We start from the raw sequence: 16,958 nt of genomic DNA on the forward strand, positions 1-16,958 counted from the left end.
CGCGCGAAGGCAGCGACTCCCTGGCGCGCGCGTACTGCCCCTGGCGACCCGGATCGTGCGTGGGCCGCTCGGGGTGGAACGCGCGCCGGCGACCCGTGAGACGGGTCGCGGCCGGGATGCTAGCAACCGCCCGGACACCGACCCAACGGGCGGGTGGCGGCGCACGCTGTCCGCGACGACGGCGGGACGCCTGCCCCACGACGTCACCAGGAGCGCCCGAACCAGACCGCCTCGCCGGTGGTCTCCAGGGGCATGAACCCGAGCCGGCGGTAGAAGGCCTGGGCGCCGAGATTGGACGCCGCGACACCGAGGTGGACACCAGGCGCGCCGGCCGCGGCCACCTCGGCGCAGAAGCGTTCGACCAGGGCGCGGCCGAGCCCCTGCCCCTGCGCTTCGGGCAGCAGGTCGACGTGCAGGTGGGCCGGGTACGCGTCCGTCCACGGGGTGCGCATCACCTCGGGGTGGTGGAGTTGGTGGACCAGCACCTCGTAGCGGCTGCCGGGGCGTGCGACCGGCGCCGGGTGCCGCGCCGCGGCCGTCGGCAGCCACCGCTCGCGCCACTCGGCGACGAAGGCGTCGGTGTCCGCCGTGCCCAGCACGTAGCCGACGGCGCGCCCGCGCCCGCGGTCGTCCGCGACGAAGGCGAAGTGCGGCGCGAGGCGCAGGTACGGCTCGGCGTACACGTCCGGCAGGATGCCGTCGTCGGCCAGCGTGCCCGTGGCGTCCTCGCCGTCGGCACCCGTCCGGATGCAGACGTCGCGGACGTCGGCGAGGTCGTCGAGGCTCGCCGCGCGCACGCGCACGGTCACGGCAGCCGCCAGTCCACCGGGGCGGCGCCCTGCGCGGCCAGCGAGGCGTTGACCCGGCTGAAGGGCCGCGAGCCGAAGAAGCCGCTGCGGGCAGACAGCGGGCTCGGATGCGCCGACTCCACCCGCGGGACCGCGCCGAGGCGCGGCGCCAGCGACCGGGCGTCGCGTCCCCACAGCACCGCGACCAGCGGGCCACCGCGGGCAACCAGTGCGTCGATCACCGCGTCGGTGACCTCCTCCCAACCCTTGCCGCGATGCGACGCCGGCGCGCCGGGCGCCACCGTCAGGCAGCGGTTCAGCAGTAACACGCCCTGCTCCACCCAGGGCGTCAGGTCGCCGTTGCCCGGCTCCGGGTGGCCGAGGTCCTCCCGGTACTCGCGGAAGATGTTGCGCAGCGAGGCCGGCAGCGGCGTGACGTCGGCCGCGACGGAGAAGCACAGCCCGATCGGGTGGCCCGGCGTCGGGTACGGGTCCTGGCCGACCAGCAGCACCTTCACCGCGTCGAACGGCTGCTGGAACGCGGCGAAGACCTGCTCGCCGCGCGGCAGGAAGCGGCGGCCCGCCGCCTGCTCGGCGCGCAGGAAGTCGCCCATGGCCCGGATGCGGTCGTGGACGGGGGCGAGCGCCTCGGCCCAGCCGGGACCGAACACTCGGGACAGCGGCGGTGCGGTCGTCGTCATCGCGGCGCCGGACCCTAGCGCCGGCCCGCCGGCCCCGCGACGGCGCCCCGGTCGCGCGGGGGCGCAAGGGTCGCGGTTGACCGCCGCCCCGCACCCGGCCGGCGCGACCGTTGCCGGCAGACGCGACCGGACGGCGGCTACAGCCAGCCGGCAGAGCCGGGACGGAGGTTCTGGTAGACGTGCTTGGTCTCCGTGTACTCCTCGAAGCCGGCGACGCCGAGCTCGCGGCCGAAGCCGGACTGCTTGTAACCGCCCCACTCGGCCTGTGGGAAGTACGGGTGGAAGTCGTTGATCCACACCGTGCCGCACCGCAGGGCGTTGGCGACGCGCTGGGCACGGGAGACATCGTCGGTCCAGACGGCAGCCGCCAGCCCGTAGATGGTGTCGTTGGCCAGTGCGACCGCCTGCTCCTCGTCGCGGAAGCGCTCGACGGTCAGCACCGGCCCGAAGACCTCCTCCTGCACGATGCGCATCTTGCTCGTGCAGTCGGTGAAGACCGTGGGCAGGTAGTAGAACCCGTCGGCGAGTGCGGGGTCGTCGGGCCGGGACCCGCCGGCGGCGAGGTTGGCGCCCTCCTCGAGCCCGATGGCGACGTAGGACTCCACCTTGTCGCGGTGCTCGGCGGAGATCAGCGGCCCGGAGCGCACGCCGTCGACGAAGCCGTCACCGAGCGTGATCTCCGGCAGCCGGTCGACGATGCGCTGCACCAGCGCGTCGTGGACCTCGTCCTGGACCAGCAGCCGCGCGCCCGCCGAGCAGACCTGCCCGGCGTGCAGGAACACGGCGGTCAGCGCGTGGTCGGCGGCGACGTCGAGGTCCACGTCGGCGAAGACGATGTTCGGGTTCTTCCCGCCGAGCTCCAGCGCGATCTTCTTCACCGTGGCGGCGGCCTCGGCCATGATCCGCCGTCCCGTGGCCACGCCACCGGTGAACGACACGAGGTCGACGGCCGGGTGGCTGGTCAGCGGCTGGCCGACGGCGGCACCGGCACCCAGGACGAGGTTGACGACGCCGGGCGGCAGGTCGAGGTGCTCGTCGATCAGCTCCACGAGGTAGAGGGTCGTGAGCGGCGTCTGCTCGCTCGGCTTGACCACCACGGTGTTGCCGGCGGCCAGCGCGGGCGCGAGCTTCCACGACGCCTGCAGCAGCGGATAGTTCCATGGCGAGATCTGGGTGCAGACCCCGACCGGCTCGCGCTGCACCCGGCTGACGACGTCCGGGGAGGGTGCGTCCACCACGCGGCCGCCGTGCGCGTCGGCAACGCCGGCGTAGTAGTGGAACACCGAGGCGATGTCGTGCATGTCGGTGACGCTGTCGGCCAGCGGCTTGCCGGTGTCCAGCGTCTCGCGGCGGGCGAACTCGTCGAGGTGCTCCACGACCAGGTCGCCGATCGCGCGCACGACCTCGCCGCGCGCCTTGGCGGTCGTGGTCCGCCACGGGCCGGTGTCGAACGCGCGGCGGGCGGCCAGGACGGCCGTGGTCGCGTCGTCGGCGTCGCCCTCGGCCACGGTCGCGATCACGCGCTGGTCGTGCGGGCTGATGACGTCGCGGGTGCCGCCGGCGCCGGCATCGGTCCAGGCGCCGTCGAGATACAGCTTGGTCGTCACGTCGTTCGCTCCTGTGGGGAGGGTCAGCCGCGGGCCTCGGCGATGGCGCGGCGCTCCGGCGACTCCGGTTCGAGCGCCCGCATGGCGACCGGCGGGCTGATGCCGGCCGTCAGCTTGGACACCACCAGGATGGTCGCGAAGCCGGACACCATCGCAAAGGTCCGGAAGGGCCAGAGGACCACACCGTCCTCGATCCAGGGGTAGGGGAGCCACACCGGCAGGCCGAGCGTGGGGTCGCCGCCGCCCAAGCGCAACACCGCGGCGACGACGAAGCCGGCGATCGCACCGGCACGGTTGGCGAAGGGGACGAACAGCGCACAGACCAGCAGCGGGAACACCAGCACGTACACGAAGTCGGAGCCGAGGAACCACAGCGCGTACACACTCTGCACGTTCAGGGCGATCAGCGTGCCGGTCACGCCGAGGATGACGATCATCCGCTTGATGACCTTCTGCACCTGGGCGTCGCTGGCCTGCGGCCGGAAGAGGCGGCGATAGACGTTCCAGCCGCTCATGGTCGATGCGGACAGGATCGAGGAGTCCACCGAGGACATCACGGCCGCCGCGATCGCCCCGAGACCGATGGCGCCGACGATGCCAGGGACGAGGTAGCGCAGCACGTAGGGCAGGGCCAGGGCGGGCGTCTCCAGGTCCGAGGCGCCCGCGGCGGCGAAGTCGGCCTGGTTGGCGACGATGCCGAGCAGGGCGGCCGGCACGGCGATGAAGATGGCGAGCAGGCCGGCACCGATCGACAGCCACCGCGCCGTCTTCGGGTCCTTCGCCGACAGCACACGCTGGAAGTAGACCTGCCAGGCGATGCCGCCGAACACCAGCAGCAGGCCGAAGTCGATCCAGTTCCAGAAGTACGGTCCCCAGTCCGGGTGGTCCCAGGCGCCCGCGGGCGGGAACAGTCCGGCGTAGGTACCCATCGCGTCGCGGTAGCCGTCCATCATCGTGTCGTAGCCGCCGACGGCGCCGAGGCCGAAGGGCAGCACCAGTGCCAGCCCGATCGCGATGATGCCGATCTGGGCCACGTCGGTGTAGGCCACGGACCACATCCCCCCGACGACCGTGTAGGCGATCGCGATCGCCGCCGACAGCAGGATCGCGGGCACGAAGTCGATGCCCAGCAGGGTGCCGAAGGTGGTGCCCAACGCCGTCAGGATCGCGCCGGTCCAGAACAGCTCCGCCGCCAGGGCCGGCAGGAACGACGCGCCGGCGAGGTTCTTGCCGAACCGCACGTCGATGGGGTCGACCATCGTGAAGAACTCGAGCCGGCGCATCTTCGGGGCGAACCAGATCCCGCCGATGATGAGGCTGAGCGCGTAGCCCCACGGCGCCTGCACCCACGCGAGCCCGTCCGAGTAGGCGTACTCCGCGGTGCCGTTGACGTAGCCACCGTCGACCCAGGTCGCCGTCATGGTGAAGACGGCGATCGTCAACGGCAGCCCGCGGCCGGCGACCATCGTGTCGGCCAGCGACTCGGTCTGCCGTGACGCCACGAACGCGCCGAGGTAGTAGAAGACGCCGTAGAAGACGAACATCGACACGACGCCGCCCCATTGCACGTCGGCGTCGGTCACGGCGATGTAGACGGCGCCGACCGCGACGATCACGGCGAACGTGCCGAGCTTCGCCATCGGGTTGTCGCGCACGACGGGCGGTGCGGACTCGTCGGCTCCTGGCTTGGTCGTGCTCATGCGATCCTCGCGCGGACGGGCCGCGGGCACGGCCAGGGCACGACTGGGCACCCGACCACGCGCGGCGGCGGTGGTTCGATGCGCCGAACCCCCGAACACCGGCGCGCCGCGGAGGCAAGCGGCCACCGTCCCGGCACGGTCCGAGGACCCCTGTCCGAACGGCAACCGGGTCGGCGACTGTACGCCTGACCGACCAGGGCGCGGCGGCGGACGCGCCCGGTGTGCCCGCCCCGCCGGCGGTGTCAGCCCACCCGGTCGAGCGAGTACTCGGCCAGGCGGGTGAGCGCGGTCACGACCGGCCGTTCGCCGAACATCCTGAGCTCGTCGACCGCCGCGGTCACGTAGCGCGCGGCGTGCTCGCGCGAGCGGGCGAGGCTGTCGCCGGCCCGCAGCAGCTCCAGCGCACGCTCGACGTCGGCGTCGTCCAGCTCACCGTCGAGCAGCGCGGCCAGCTCGCCGTCGGGGTCCTGCGCCAACGCGTGCAGCACCGGCAGGGTGCGCACGCCCTCCTTGAGGTCCGTGCCCGGCGTCTTGCCCGACTCCTCGCTCTCGGAGGCGACGTCGAGGATGTCGTCGGACAGCTGGAAGGCCATACCGACGTTCCAGCCGTAGCGGGCCGCCGCCTCGACCTGCGCCTCGGATGCACCCGACAGCAGCGCCCCGTACCGGCAGGAGGTCTCGATCAGCGACGCCGTCTTGCCGGAGATCACCTCGAGGTAGTGCTCGAGGGTCGGCTCGAGCTGGGGCACGTCGGGCATCGCCCCGAGCGACCCCTGGACCTCGCGGATCTGGCCCTCGCACAGGCGTGCCAAGGTGCGGGCCATGATGCGGGTCACGTCGACGCCGAGGTCGGCCGACAGGTCCGAGGCGCGCGCGAACAGGTAGTCGCCCGTGAGGATCGCGACGGTGTTGTCCCAGCGCGAGTTGGCCGACGGCGTCCCGCGCCGGGCAGGCGCCTCGTCGATGACGTCGTCGTGGTACAGCGTCGCGAGGTGCACCAGCTCGACGATCACGCCGGCGTCGACCAGCGAGCGCAGCGTGCCGTTGGCGCTCGGGCGTGTGACCGGCGTGTTGGGGCCGAGGTAGCCGGTCAGCGCGACCATCAGCGGACGGAACCGCTTGCCGCCGGCGCTGATGAGGTAGCGGGCGACCTCGTCCACGAACGCGTTGTTGGACGACACCTGGTCGTGCAGGCGCTGCTCGACACCGTCGAGGACCTGCGCGACCGGCAGTCCGTGGGCCTCGAGCTCGTCGAGGACCGGGGCAGGGATCGACAGCCGCGCGGCGCGCGGCGGCTGTCCGGAGCGGGCCTCGGTCGTCACCGCACCACGGCCGCGGCGTTCTCGGCCAGCTGCAGCAGCAGCTGGGGCTGGATGCCGAGGAACAGCACGAGCGTCGCGGCGACCGACACGCCGGCCGACAGCCCGGTGGTCACGATCGGCAGCCCGCGGCCCTCCTCGACGTCCTCGAGGAACATCATGCCGGCCAGGCGCAGGTAGAAGAACGCCGCGATCACGCTGCTGATCACGCCGACCACGACCAGCCAGGCGTGCCCGGAGGCCACGCCGGCCTCGAAGACGACCAGCTTGCCGACGAAGCCGGCGGTGGCGGGCACGCCGGCCAGCGACAGCAGGCACAGGGTGAAGATGCCGGCCAGCATCGGGGAGCTCTTGCCGAGCCCGCGCAGGTCGACCAGCGTCACCTCGCCGCGACGGACGCGCTCGATGGCCAGCACGCAGCCGAAGGCACCCAGCGTCGCGACCGCGTAGGTCAGCAGGTACCACAGCGTGGCCGACAGCCCGGCGTCGGAGTTGGCGACCACGCCGATGGTGGCGTAGCCGGCGTGCGTGATGGACGAGTAGGCCAGCATGCGCTTGACGTCGCGCTGGACGATGGCGACCCAGGCGCCGTAGAGCATGGACAGCGCGGCCAGCACCGACAGCACCGGCACCCACAGCTGCTCGAGCGCCGGGAAGGCGACGAGGTACAGCCGCAGGAGCGCCGCGAAGCCGGCGGCCTTCACCGCGGCGGCCATGAACGCGGTCACGTTGGTCGGGGCGCCCTGGTAGACGTCGGGCGTCCAGAGGTGGAACGGCGCGAGCGCGACCTTGAAGCCGACCCCGACGGTGACCAGCGCGAGGCCGAGGACGCCGACCACCGACGGCGTGGTGACCAGGCCGAGGCCGGCACCGATCTCCGCCAGGTTCACCGATCCGGTCGCGACGTAGAGCAGCGCCATGCCGTAGAGCAGGATCGCCGAGGCGACCGAGCCCAGGATGAAGTACTTCAGCGACGACTCCTGCGAGCGCCGGTCGCGCCGCGCCAGGCCGGTCAGCACGTACAGGGCCATCGACAGGACCTCGAGGCTGACGAACAGCGTGATGAGGTCGTTGGCGGTGCCGAGGAAGGCCATGCCGGCGACGCACAGCAGCATCAGCGGCTCGACCTCGGCGCGGCCGATCTGGCGGTCGCGCAGGTAGCCGTAGCCGATCGGGATCACCAGCAGCGCGGACAGATAGACCGTGATGCGGGTGAAGAAGCCGATGCCGTCGTTGGCCAGCGCCCCCTGCAGGGCCTCCTGGGGTGCGATCAGGCCGCCCTGCGGCGCGAGGACCTCGGCGTACTGCCAGAAGGTGAGCACCAGGGCGCCCAGCAGCGCCAGCGCCGAGCCCCAGGCCTGCGTCAGCGACGGGCGGAGCGGGAAGGCGAGCACGAGCGCGGGCAGGGCGGCGCCGAGCGCGATGGTCACGGCACCGGGCAGGACGAAGCCCTGCGTGACCAGCCACACGCCAGCGGCGGCGGTGGGGACGGCGGCGAGGACGGCGACCAGCAGGCGTTGCGAACCGGCGACGGCCAGCAGCAGGAGGACCAGCGCGGCGCAGCTGACGGCCAGCTCCGGCGCGAAGCTGGACCAGGCGACCTGCGGCCCGTCGATGGCGGCTTGGGCGAGGAACACGGGCACGCTCCTACGGCTGGGTGTCGACCTCGGACCCGGGGTCCGAGGTGTCGGCGGCGGCGGGCTCGACGGCCGGTGCGTCGGCGACGCCGACCTCGGTCAGCACCCGGTCGACCGACGGCTCGACGAGGTCGAACAGCGGCCGCGGGAACAGCCCGATGGCGACGATCAGCACGACGATCGGGGCGAGCACGCCGATCTCGCGCGGCTTCAGGTCGGTCGTGTGCTCGTTGTCGGCGCCCTCGAGCGGGCCGTGGAACATCCGCTGGTAGGCCCACAGCAGGTACAGGGCCGCGAGCACCGCACCGAAGGCGGCCAGCACGGCGGCCCAGCGCGACGCCTGGAAGGTGCCGAGCAGGATCGGGAACTCGCCGACGAAGCCGTTGAGCCCCGGCAGTGCCAGCGACGACATCGACACCAGCAGCCAGAAGCCGGCCATGACCGGCACCCGCTTGGCCAGGCCACCGAACGCGGCGATCTGACGGGTGTGGCGGCGCTCGTAGAGGAAGCCGATCAGCAGGAACAGCGCGCCGGTCGACAGCCCGTGGTTGACCATCTGCACCACCGAGGCGGTGGTCGCCGTCGCGTTCAACGCGAACGTGCCCAGCACGACGAAGCCCATGTGGGCGACCGACGAGTAGGCGATCAGCCGCTTGATGTCCTTCTGCATCAGTGCGACGACCGAGCCGTACAGGATCCCGACGACGGCGAGGACGAGCAGGGCCGGCGCCCAGGTCATCGTCGCCTCGGGGAACAGCGGCAGCGAGTAGCGGATCAGCCCGAACGTGCCCATCTTCAGCAGCACGCCGGCCAGGAAGACCGAACCGCCGGTCGGCGCCTCGGTGTGTGCGTCCGGCAGCCACGTGTGGACCGGGAACACCGGCACCTTGATGGCGAAGGCGAGCAGGAACGCGGCGAACAGCCAGTTCTGCTCGGTGGTGGACAGCTCGATCGCGCGGATCGCCTCGTAGTCGAACGACCCCGTCTGCGAGAACAGGTACAGGATCGCCACCAGCATGAGCAGCCCGCCCAGCGTGGTGTAGAGGAAGAACTTCACCGCGGCGTACCGGCGCTTGGCACCGCCCCAGATGCCGATGATGAAGTACATCGGGATGAGCGTGAACTCGAAGAAGACCGCGAACAGCAGCAGGTCGGTGGCGGCGAACACGCCGAGCACCGCGGTCTCCAACGCCAGGAACGCGACGACGTAGCCCTTGAGGTTCTCCTTCACGCTGTCGAACGACGCGATCAGGATCAAGGGCACCAGGAACGTGGTCAGCAGGATGAGCGCGAGGCTGACCCCGTCGACGGCCAGTGCGAAGTCCGCCCCCAGCGCCGGGATCCAGCTCATGCGCTCCTCGAGCTGCAGCGCCGGGTTGGCCAGGTCGAAGTCGACGAGGATCAGCAGCGACGCGACGAACGTCGCCGTCGAGGCCACGAGACCGACGATCCGCACCACGCGCGGGTCGTCCGCGACGAAGGCGAGGACCAGCGCGCCCAGCAGTGGCAGCGCGACGGTCAGGGTGATCGGACCGATTTCCATCGCCTACCTCACCGAGTACACGAGGAACCCGACCAGGACCAGCGTCCCCAGCACGAAGCTGGCGACGTAGCCGCGGACGAGTCCCGTCTGGGCGCGGCGCGTGACCCGCCCGAGGGCGAGCGACGCGGTGCCGGAGCCGTTGACGACACCGTCGACGATGCGCGTGTCCACCCACACCATGGCGTCGGCGAGCCGGCCACCGATGCGCACGAACACGAGCGAGTAGATCTCGTCGACGTAGAACTTGCGCTCGAGCACCTCGGCGGCCAGGCCGCGGATCGGCTCGAGCATGCGGCCGCGGGACAGGTCACCGCGGACGTAGACCAGGAAGGCGAGCCCGATGCCGATCGCGCCGGCGACGACCGCCGCGCCGATCAGACCCAGCTCCGGGATCGGGCCGGCCGCCTCGTAGCCCAGCCCACCGGTGTCCCCGACGACCGGGGAGAGGAAGCGGTACAGCGGACCGACGTGGACGGGGTTCAGCAGCGAGCCCGCGACGGTCAGCACGGCCAGCACGATCAGCGGCATCGTCATCGACGCCGGCGACTCGTGCGGGTGGACGTCGTGGCCGAAGCGGGGCTTGCCGAGGAAGATCAGGAAGAACCACCGCGACATGTAGAACGCGGTCAGCACGGCGCCGAGCAGGCCCAGCAGCCAGATCCCGAAGTAGCCGTGCATGTAGGCCTCGGTCAGGATCTGGTCCTTGGAGAAGAAGCCCGACAGCGGCGGGACGCCCGCGATCGCCGCCGTGGCCACCGCGGAGGTCACGAAGGTGATGGGCATCGCCTTGCGCAGCCCGCCCATGCCCCAGACGTCGGTGCGGTTGGCCATGGCGTGCATGACCGAGCCGGCGGCGAGGAACAGCAGCCCCTTGAAGAAGGCGTGTGTGACGAGGTGGAAGATGCCCTCGGCGAACGCGCCGACGCCGACCCCGACGAACATGTAGCCCAGCTGCGAGACGGTCGAGTAGGCCAGGATCTTCTTGATGTCGTCCTGCCGCAGGGCGATGAGCGCACCGAGCAGGACGGTCGCCACGCCGATGTAGGCGATGACCTCCATGCCGGTCAGCGACTGCACCAGCACCGGCGACAGCCGCACCGTCAGGTAGACGCCGGCGGTGACCATGGTGGCCGCGTGGATCAGCGCCGACACCGGGGTCGGGCCAGCCATCGCGTCCGGGAGCCACACGTACAGCGGGATCTGCGCCGACTTCGCGGCCGCACCACCCAGGAACAGCAGCACCAGTGCCAGGGCCGTGCCGCTGGCCAGCGTCTCCGCGTTGTCGATGATGCCGAGGAAGTCGAGCGTGCCGAACACCGAGAAGGCGAGGAACATCCCGATCATGAACGAGACGTCGCCGACGCGGTTGGTGATGAACGCCTTCTTGGCGGCGGACGCGTACTCGGCCTTCTCGAACCAGAACCCGATCAGCAGGTAGCTGGACAGACCGACCAGCTCCCAACCGACGAACAGCGTCACCAGATTGGCGCCCAGCACCAGCACCAGCATGGAGAACAGGAACAGGTTGAGGTAGGCGAAGAACCGCTCGAACCGCGCGTCGCCGTGCATGTAGCCCAGCGAGTAGATGTGGATGAGCAGGCCGACCCCGGTCACCACCAGCAGCATCACCACGGTGAGCTGGTCGATGAAGAGGTCGTAGCCGACCTCGAAGGCTCCGGCCTGGATGAACGTGCCCAGCGGGCGGACGTAGGTCGCCGGATCGGCGAACACCTGCGCCGCCACGCCGACCGAGAGCAGGAAGCTGACGGCCGCGGCACCGATGGCCACGAAGGCGGCGCTCTCGCGCAGGACGCGGGTCAGCGCCAGCACGGCGACGAAACCGAGCAGCGGCACGACCGGGATCAGCCACGACAGCCCGATCAGGCCGGTCGTGGCCTCGACGACGTCGTTGGCGACGGCGCTGTGTTCCTCGGCTGCGAGCAGCAGCGTCACGTTCGACACGTCAGTACCTCAACAGCTGGGGGACGTCGACGTCGACCGTGCCGCGGCGGAAGAAGAGGTTCACGATCAGCGCGAGACCGACCACCACCTCCGCGGCGGCGACGACGATGACGAAGAAGACGAACACCTGCCCGTCCGGGCCACCCCACATGCGGGCGGCCGCGGCCAGGGTCAGGTTGACGGCGTTGAGCATGAGCTCGATGCACATGAACAGCACGATGGCGTTGCGCCGCACGAGCACGCCCACGAGTCCGACGCAGAACAGCAGCGCCGACAGGGCGAAGTAGTAGCCGATCTCCACGACTCAGCCCTCCCGGTCGTCGCGCAGGCGTGGGGTGCCCGACGCTTCCTGCTCGCCGTGGACGTCCTGCTCGCGCTGCAGCTCGCCAGCGTGCACGTCGACACCTTCCTCGCCGGTGTCGATCTGGTCGCCCGCGGCCAGCACGTCGGCGTCGGAGACGGGGCCCGGACGCTGTGCGTCCGCGGCCACCTCGATGTCGTCGGGTGCGAGGTCGCGGCGGCGGGCCATCAGCACGGCGCCGATCGTCGCGACCGTCAGCAGCAGGGCCGACAGCTCGAACGGCAGCGTGTAGCGGGTGAACATCTGGCGGCCGAGGAAGGCCACGCCGGCCTCGTCGCCCTCGTCCTTCGCCCCGGCCAGGCCGACGCACGGCACCCCGTCGCCGGTGGCACCGACCCCGGCGGCCGCGGTCCCGCCCTCGGGCGGGCAGATCGACGCGTCACCGGTGTAGGGACCGACGAAGCCGAACAGCAGCGCGCCGGCGAGCAGCGCCCCACCGGCCACGGCCAGCACCCGGGACCGCAGGTCCGTGGCCAGCAGCAGGTCGTCGCGGTCGACACCCAGCAGCATGATCACGAACAGGAACAGCACCATGATGGCGCCGGCGTAGACCAGGACCTGGATGATCGACAGGAACGGCGACTCCAGGCTCAGGTAGAGCCCCGCGACCGCCAGCAGGTTGACGACCAGCATCAGGGCGCCATGGACGATGTTGCGCATCGTCACGACGCCGATGGCCGCCCCCAGCGCGATCACCGCGAAGATCCAGAACAGCACGACCTCGGCCGTACTGCCTCCAGCGGCCGCGCCGTCGGCGGCCTGGGCGAGCAGGGACATCTAACGCTCCCCCCATCGGTCGGTGTTGCCCGTGGCGGGCGAGGTGGCACCGCCGCGGCGCGACGGCTTGGTGGTGTTGGCGCCGCTGACGATCGCCGAGTCGACCGGTTCCTCGTCGGTGTCCGGCAACGATCCGGACGGGATGACCTGCCCGGCCCGCGCGGACGGCGCGTTGGATGCCGGCTGGAAGCGGCCCCCGTGGAGGTTTGGCGGCGTGACGGCCAGGCCACCGTAGTAGTTGAAGCCGCGCCGGCGCACCTCACGGTCCGTCTGCGGGGTGGGTTCGGCCCCCGGCGGGACCGGGACGAGCAGCTCGTCCTTGGTCCAGATCAGGCCGCGCCGCGTGTCGGCGGAGAACTCGTAGTCGTGCGTCATGGTCAGCGCCCGGGTCGGGCAGGCCTCGATGCACAACCCGCAGAGGATGCAGCGGTTGTAGTTGATCTGGTAGTCGTCGGCGAAGCGCTCACCCGGCGAGTAACGGGCCTCGAGGGTGTTGTCCGCGCCCTGGACGTAGATGGCGTCCGCCGGGCAGGCCCAGGCGCACAGCTCGCAGCCGATGCACTTCTCCAGGCCGTCGGCGTACCGGTTGAGCTGGTGCCGACCGTGGAAGCGCGGCGTGACCGGCCGCGGCTGCTCCGGGTACTGGGCCGTCTCCGGCGTACGCACCATGGCCCGCAACGGCACGAGGAACCCGCGCCCCCAGGCCGTCTTGGTCAGGAACAGCCACAGCAGGACGACGAGCGCCACGAAGAACAGCAGGGTGACGAGGGGGGCGGGCATCAGCCGTTCCTCCCGGTGGTCGAGGACGCGGTGGGGGTGGTCGGCGACTCGGGCGTCGACACGTCGCGCGAACGGTCCGACGGCGGGCGCTCGTCCTCCTCCTTGGGACGGACGAGCAGCAGCACCGCGATGATGGCCACGGCGCCGGCGCCGAGCGCGATGCGGACCTGCGGGGCGACCCCGCCCTGCTCGGCCAGCAGCACGAACACCGCCGTGACCATGGTCCACAGCAGCGCGATCGGGATGAGCACCTTCCACCCGAGCGCCATGAGCCGGTCGTAGCGGTACCGCGGCAGCGCGCCGCGCAGCAGGATGAAGAAGAACACGAAGAACAGCGTCTTCAGCGAGAACCAGACGAAGCCGAGCAGGCCGGCCGCGGTGCCCTCCAGCCCGAAGGTCGGGCCGCTCGGGCCACCGAAGAACAGCGTGACCATGATCGCGGACTGGGTGATCGCGCCCATGAACTCCGCGATCATGAACAGCCCGAAGCGCATCGAGGAGTACTCGGTGACGAACCCGCCGACCAGCTCGCCCTCGGCCTCGGCGAGGTCGAAGGGCGTGCGCCCGGCCTCGGCGACCATCCCGACCATGAACACCACGAAGGCCGGGAACAGCGGCACCACGAACCAACCGGGCATGCCGGGGATCAACCCGTCGCCCGCCTGGGCGTTGACGATGTCGCTGACCCGCAGCGAGCCGGCGTAGATGAAGACGCTGGCGACCGCGAGGCCCTGGGCGATCTCGTAGCTGATCATCTGGGCGCTCGAGCGCACGCCACCGATCAGCGGGTAGGGCGAGGTCGAGGACCAGCCGGCCAGGAACAGCCCGTAGACGTGGATCGAGCCGATCGCCAGCACCCACAGCACGCCCACACCCAGGTCGGCGACCTGCAGCGGGAACGTGTAGCCGCCGATCTCCAGCGGCTGGCTGATCGGGATCACCGCCACCGACGTCAGGGCCGCCACCACACCGATCAGCGGGGCGAGCCGGAACAGCGGCCGGTTCACCATGCCCGGGGTGACGTCCTCCTTGAACAGCATCTTGATGGCGTCGACCAGGAACTGGCCGATCCCCAGCGGGCCGACGCGGTTCGGCCCGAGCCGTGACTGCATCCGACCGAGGATGCGGCGCTCACCCCACGTCAGCAGCGCGGTGCCGACCAGGAAGAACAGGAAGACCGCGAGCACCCGGATGAGGTGTGCCCACAGCGGCAGGTCCTGCGAGGTCTCGATCATGCGACGTCCCCGGCGGGCTCGAGGGCGGACACGGTCACCGGTCCCGTCCCGTCCGTGCCGAGCAGCACGGCGGCGGGATCGTCGGTGGAGTTGGCGGGCACGACGGCGGCCCCGGGCACGACGTCGGTGCCGACGCGGGCGACCAGCCGCAGCGTGTGACCCGCACCCGACAGCTCGACCTCGTCACCGTCCGCGATGCCCAGACGCTGCGCATCCGCGACGTTGAGGTCCACGACGGGCGTACGGGCCGTCGCGAGCAGGTCGCTCGCCCCCGTCAGCATGCTGCCACGATCCAACAGCAAGGGACGCACGACGAGGCGCAATTCTGACGGGTCCCCTGCTCCTGCCGACGGGTCCCCAATCTCGCTCGCTGCGCTCGCTCGTTGCCCCCCCTCGGGCGCTGCGGCACCGGCCTCCCCCTCGGGCGCGGCGGCACCAACGGGTCCGGTCTCCGCGGCCGTGAAGGCGCTGGCGTCGGGGAAGGGGTGGGGCTGGGGGCGCTTGCCGAGGGTGGCCAGCTCGTTGCGCAGTTGGTCCAGGTCGCTGAAGCCCAGGTCCTCGCCGAGCAGCGCGGCGAGCTGGACCACGATCTCCCAGTCCTCCTGGACCAGGGCCGGGCCGTCGACGACCTTGGCGAACCGCTGGGTGCGGCCCTCCCAGTTCGTGTAGCTGCCGAAGCGCTCCTGCGTCCCGGCGGCAGGCAGCACGACGTCGGCGTACTGGCTGACGGTCTCGGTCGCGGCCAGGTCCTGCGCCACGACCAGCTTCACCTTGGCCAGGGCCTGCTTCGCCAGCTCGGGCGAGGCACAGTCGCGGGCCAGGTCGACGCCGATGAGGTGCAGCACGTCGATCTTTCCGGCCGCCGCGTCGGTGAGCAGCTGGTGCAGGTCGCGGCCACGCTCGGCGGGCAGTGGGGTCCCCCACAGCTGCTCGAGCTCGGCGCGGTCGGCCGCGTCGTCCAGACGCCGGCCACCCGGCAGGATCCCGGCGGCCAGACCCGCCTCCAGCGAGCCGCGGGCGTTGGCACGGCGAGGCGCGTAGGCGGCCTTGCCGCCGACGGCCGCTGCCAGCGCGGCACCGGCGGTCAGCGAGCCGCCACCGGCCCGCTCGCCCACCAGCACGACCGGCGCCCCGTCGCTGCGAAGCGCGTCGACGACGTCCTGCGTGCCCGCGCCCGCCGTGGCACCCCCGACACCGTCGAGGAGGTCGCGGAGGGCGGCGGCCTCCTCGCCGGGCGCGGTCGCGACGCGGCGCCAGGCGAGGTCGGCCAGCGAGCCGAGGTGCGGCCCGACGACCACGATGCGGGCCTTGTGGGCACGCCACGCCTTGCGGATGCGCAGGTGGAGGATCGGGACCTCCTCCTCGGGGTCGAGGCCGGCGACGACGATGACGGGAGCGTCCTCGACGTCGCGGTACTGCGCCGTGTCGGCCCCGATCAGCGCGGTCAGCTCCTCGGCCTCGTCCGGCGCGGCGAACCGGGTGCGGTGGTCGAGGTCGTCGCTGTGCAGGACGGTGCGCACGTACTTCGACACCGCGTACGCGTCCTCGTCGGCCAGGCGCGAGCCCGTCACGACGGCGACCCGGCCCGGACCAGCGTCACGGGCCTCCTGGATGGCGCCGGTCACGCGCAGCAGCACGTCCGACCACGACGCCTTCTCCAGCCCGTCGGCACCGCGCAGCTTCGGCTCGGTGATCCGCAGGTCGCTGGTCAGGTGCGCGTAGCCGAACCGGCCCTTGTCGCAGTTCCAGGACTCGTTGACCGCCATGTTGGTACGCGCGAGCTGGCGCTGGATGACGCCGCGGCGCGACTGCACCGTCAGCGTGCAGCCGGCCGAGCAGTGGTCGCAGACCGACGGCGTAGTGACCACGTCGAACGGGCGCGCCTTGAAACGGTAGTCCGCCGAGGTGAGCGCACCGACGGGGCAGATCTGGATGACGTTGCCGGAGAAGTAGCTCTCGTAGGGCTCGTCCTCGTAGATCGCGACCTGCTCCAGCGCGCCGCGCTCGAACAACTCGATGAACGGGTCGCCCGACACCTGCTCGGAGAAGCGGGTGCAGCGGGCACACAGCACGCAGCGTTCGCGGTCGAGCAGGATCTGCGGACTGACCGCGACGGGCTTCTGGTAGCGGCGCTTCTGGTCGACGAACCTCGACACGTTGGCGCCGTGGGTGAGCGCCTGGTCCTGCAGCGGGCACTCGCCGCCCTTGTCGCACATCGGGCAGTCGAGCGGGTGGTTGATCAGCAGGAACTCGAGGGTGCCCTCCTGCGCCTTCTTCGCCATGTCCGACGTCAGGTGGGTCTTGACCACCATGTCGGAGGCGACCGGCATGGTGCACGACATGACGGGCTTGCGCTGACCCTCGACCTCGACGACGCACTGGCGGCAGGCACCGACCGGGTCGAGCAGCGGGTGGTCGCAGAAGCGCGGGACGATCGTGCCCAACTGCTCGGCGGCGCGGATGATGAGCGTGCCCTTGGGCACGCTCACCTCCTGGCCGTCGATCGTCAGGGTGACCAGGTCCTGGTTCTCGGAAGCACTCATTCGCG

Annotated in this window: 12 protein-coding genes and 1 pseudogene; all 13 read right to left on the minus strand. The window is 71.4% G+C overall.

The annotated features are described in order from the left end of the window. Window positions 1-203: 203 nt before the first annotated feature. Window positions 204-809, minus strand: coding sequence for a GNAT family N-acetyltransferase (locus ACERM0_RS21130; RefSeq protein WP_373680622.1), 606 nt, complete (start codon window positions 807-809; stop codon window positions 204-206). Then, window positions 806-1,489, minus strand: coding sequence for a uracil-DNA glycosylase (locus tag ACERM0_RS21135; RefSeq protein ID WP_373680623.1), 684 nt, complete (start codon window positions 1,487-1,489; stop codon window positions 806-808). The genes ACERM0_RS21130 and ACERM0_RS21135 overlap by 4 nt, the downstream gene beginning before the upstream one ends. Before the next feature lie 137 nt (window positions 1,490-1,626). Then, a complete protein-coding gene (locus ACERM0_RS21140; protein ID WP_373680624.1) occupies window positions 1,627-3,096 on the minus strand; it encodes an aldehyde dehydrogenase family protein in 1,470 nt (489 codons plus the stop codon). Window positions 3,097-3,119: 23 nt separating this feature from the next. Continuing rightward, window positions 3,120-4,796 (minus strand): sodium:solute symporter family protein, encoded by a 1,677-nt coding sequence (locus ACERM0_RS21145; RefSeq protein WP_373680625.1) that lies wholly within the window; start codon window positions 4,794-4,796, stop codon window positions 3,120-3,122. A gap of 242 nt (window positions 4,797-5,038) precedes the next feature. After that, window positions 5,039-6,118, minus strand: a complete 1,080-nt coding sequence (locus ACERM0_RS21150) for a polyprenyl synthetase family protein (RefSeq protein ID WP_373680626.1) — start codon at window positions 6,116-6,118, stop codon at window positions 5,039-5,041. Beyond that, window positions 6,115-7,752: an NADH-quinone oxidoreductase subunit N gene (locus tag ACERM0_RS21155; protein WP_373680627.1), complete on the minus strand. Its 1,638-nt coding sequence runs from the start codon at window positions 7,750-7,752 to the stop codon at window positions 6,115-6,117. The genes ACERM0_RS21150 and ACERM0_RS21155 overlap by 4 nt, the downstream gene beginning before the upstream one ends. A 10-nt stretch (window positions 7,753-7,762) precedes the next feature. Then, entirely contained in the window at window positions 7,763-9,295 is a 1,533-nt protein-coding gene (locus ACERM0_RS21160) for an NADH-quinone oxidoreductase subunit M (RefSeq protein WP_373680628.1), read from the minus strand. 3 nt (window positions 9,296-9,298) lie between these two features. Next, window positions 9,299-11,257 (minus strand): NADH-quinone oxidoreductase subunit L, encoded by a 1,959-nt coding sequence (nuoL, locus tag ACERM0_RS21165; RefSeq protein ID WP_373680629.1) that lies wholly within the window; start codon window positions 11,255-11,257, stop codon window positions 9,299-9,301. 1 nt (window position 11,258) lies between these two features. Continuing rightward, window positions 11,259-11,558 carry an NADH-quinone oxidoreductase subunit NuoK gene (nuoK, locus tag ACERM0_RS21170; protein ID WP_373669497.1) on the minus strand — a complete coding sequence of 100 codons (300 nt, stop codon included), beginning with the start codon at window positions 11,556-11,558 and terminating at the stop codon, window positions 11,259-11,261. A gap of 3 nt (window positions 11,559-11,561) precedes the next feature. Continuing rightward, on the minus strand, window positions 11,562-12,395 hold the full coding sequence (locus ACERM0_RS21175; RefSeq protein WP_373680630.1) for an NADH-quinone oxidoreductase subunit J: 834 nt from the start codon (window positions 12,393-12,395) through the stop codon (window positions 11,562-11,564). 210 nt (window positions 12,396-12,605) lie between these two features. Continuing rightward, window positions 12,606-13,064, minus strand: a pseudogene (nuoI, locus tag ACERM0_RS21180) (NADH-quinone oxidoreductase subunit NuoI); the annotation flags it as partial. Between the two features lie 110 nt (window positions 13,065-13,174). Beyond that, the gene (locus ACERM0_RS21185; protein WP_373680631.1) at window positions 13,175-14,410 is read right to left on the minus strand and encodes an NADH-quinone oxidoreductase subunit H; all 1,236 of its coding nucleotides are present in this window, start codon (window positions 14,408-14,410) and stop codon (window positions 13,175-13,177) included. Further along, a complete protein-coding gene (locus ACERM0_RS21190) occupies window positions 14,407-16,953 on the minus strand; it encodes an NADH-quinone oxidoreductase subunit G (RefSeq protein WP_373680632.1) in 2,547 nt (848 codons plus the stop codon). Before ACERM0_RS21190 ends, ACERM0_RS21185 begins: the two co-directional genes overlap by 4 nt. Window positions 16,954-16,958: the final 5 nt, after the last annotated feature.

The sequence above is a fragment of the Egicoccus sp. AB-alg2 genome, from assembly GCF_041821065.1.
Lineage (GTDB): Bacteria > Actinomycetota > Nitriliruptoria > Nitriliruptorales > Nitriliruptoraceae > Egicoccus.

Coding starts and splice junctions, on each gene's coding strand:
- ACERM0_RS21135 (WP_373680623.1), bottom strand. CDS start 1,489: ATGACGACGACCGCACCGCCGCTGTCCCGAGTGTTCGGTCCCGGCTGG.
- ACERM0_RS21145 (WP_373680625.1), bottom strand. CDS start 4,796: ATGAGCACGACCAAGCCAGGAGCCGACGAGTCCGCACCGCCCGTCGTG.
- ACERM0_RS21160 (WP_373680628.1), bottom strand. CDS start 9,295: ATGGAAATCGGTCCGATCACCCTGACCGTCGCGCTGCCACTGCTGGGC.
- ACERM0_RS21175 (WP_373680630.1), bottom strand. CDS start 12,395: ATGTCCCTGCTCGCCCAGGCCGCCGACGGCGCGGCCGCTGGAGGCAGT.
- ACERM0_RS21185 (WP_373680631.1), bottom strand. CDS start 14,410: ATGATCGAGACCTCGCAGGACCTGCCGCTGTGGGCACACCTCATCCGG.
- ACERM0_RS21190 (WP_373680632.1), bottom strand. CDS start 16,953: ATGAGTGCTTCCGAGAACCAGGACCTGGTCACCCTGACGATCGACGGC.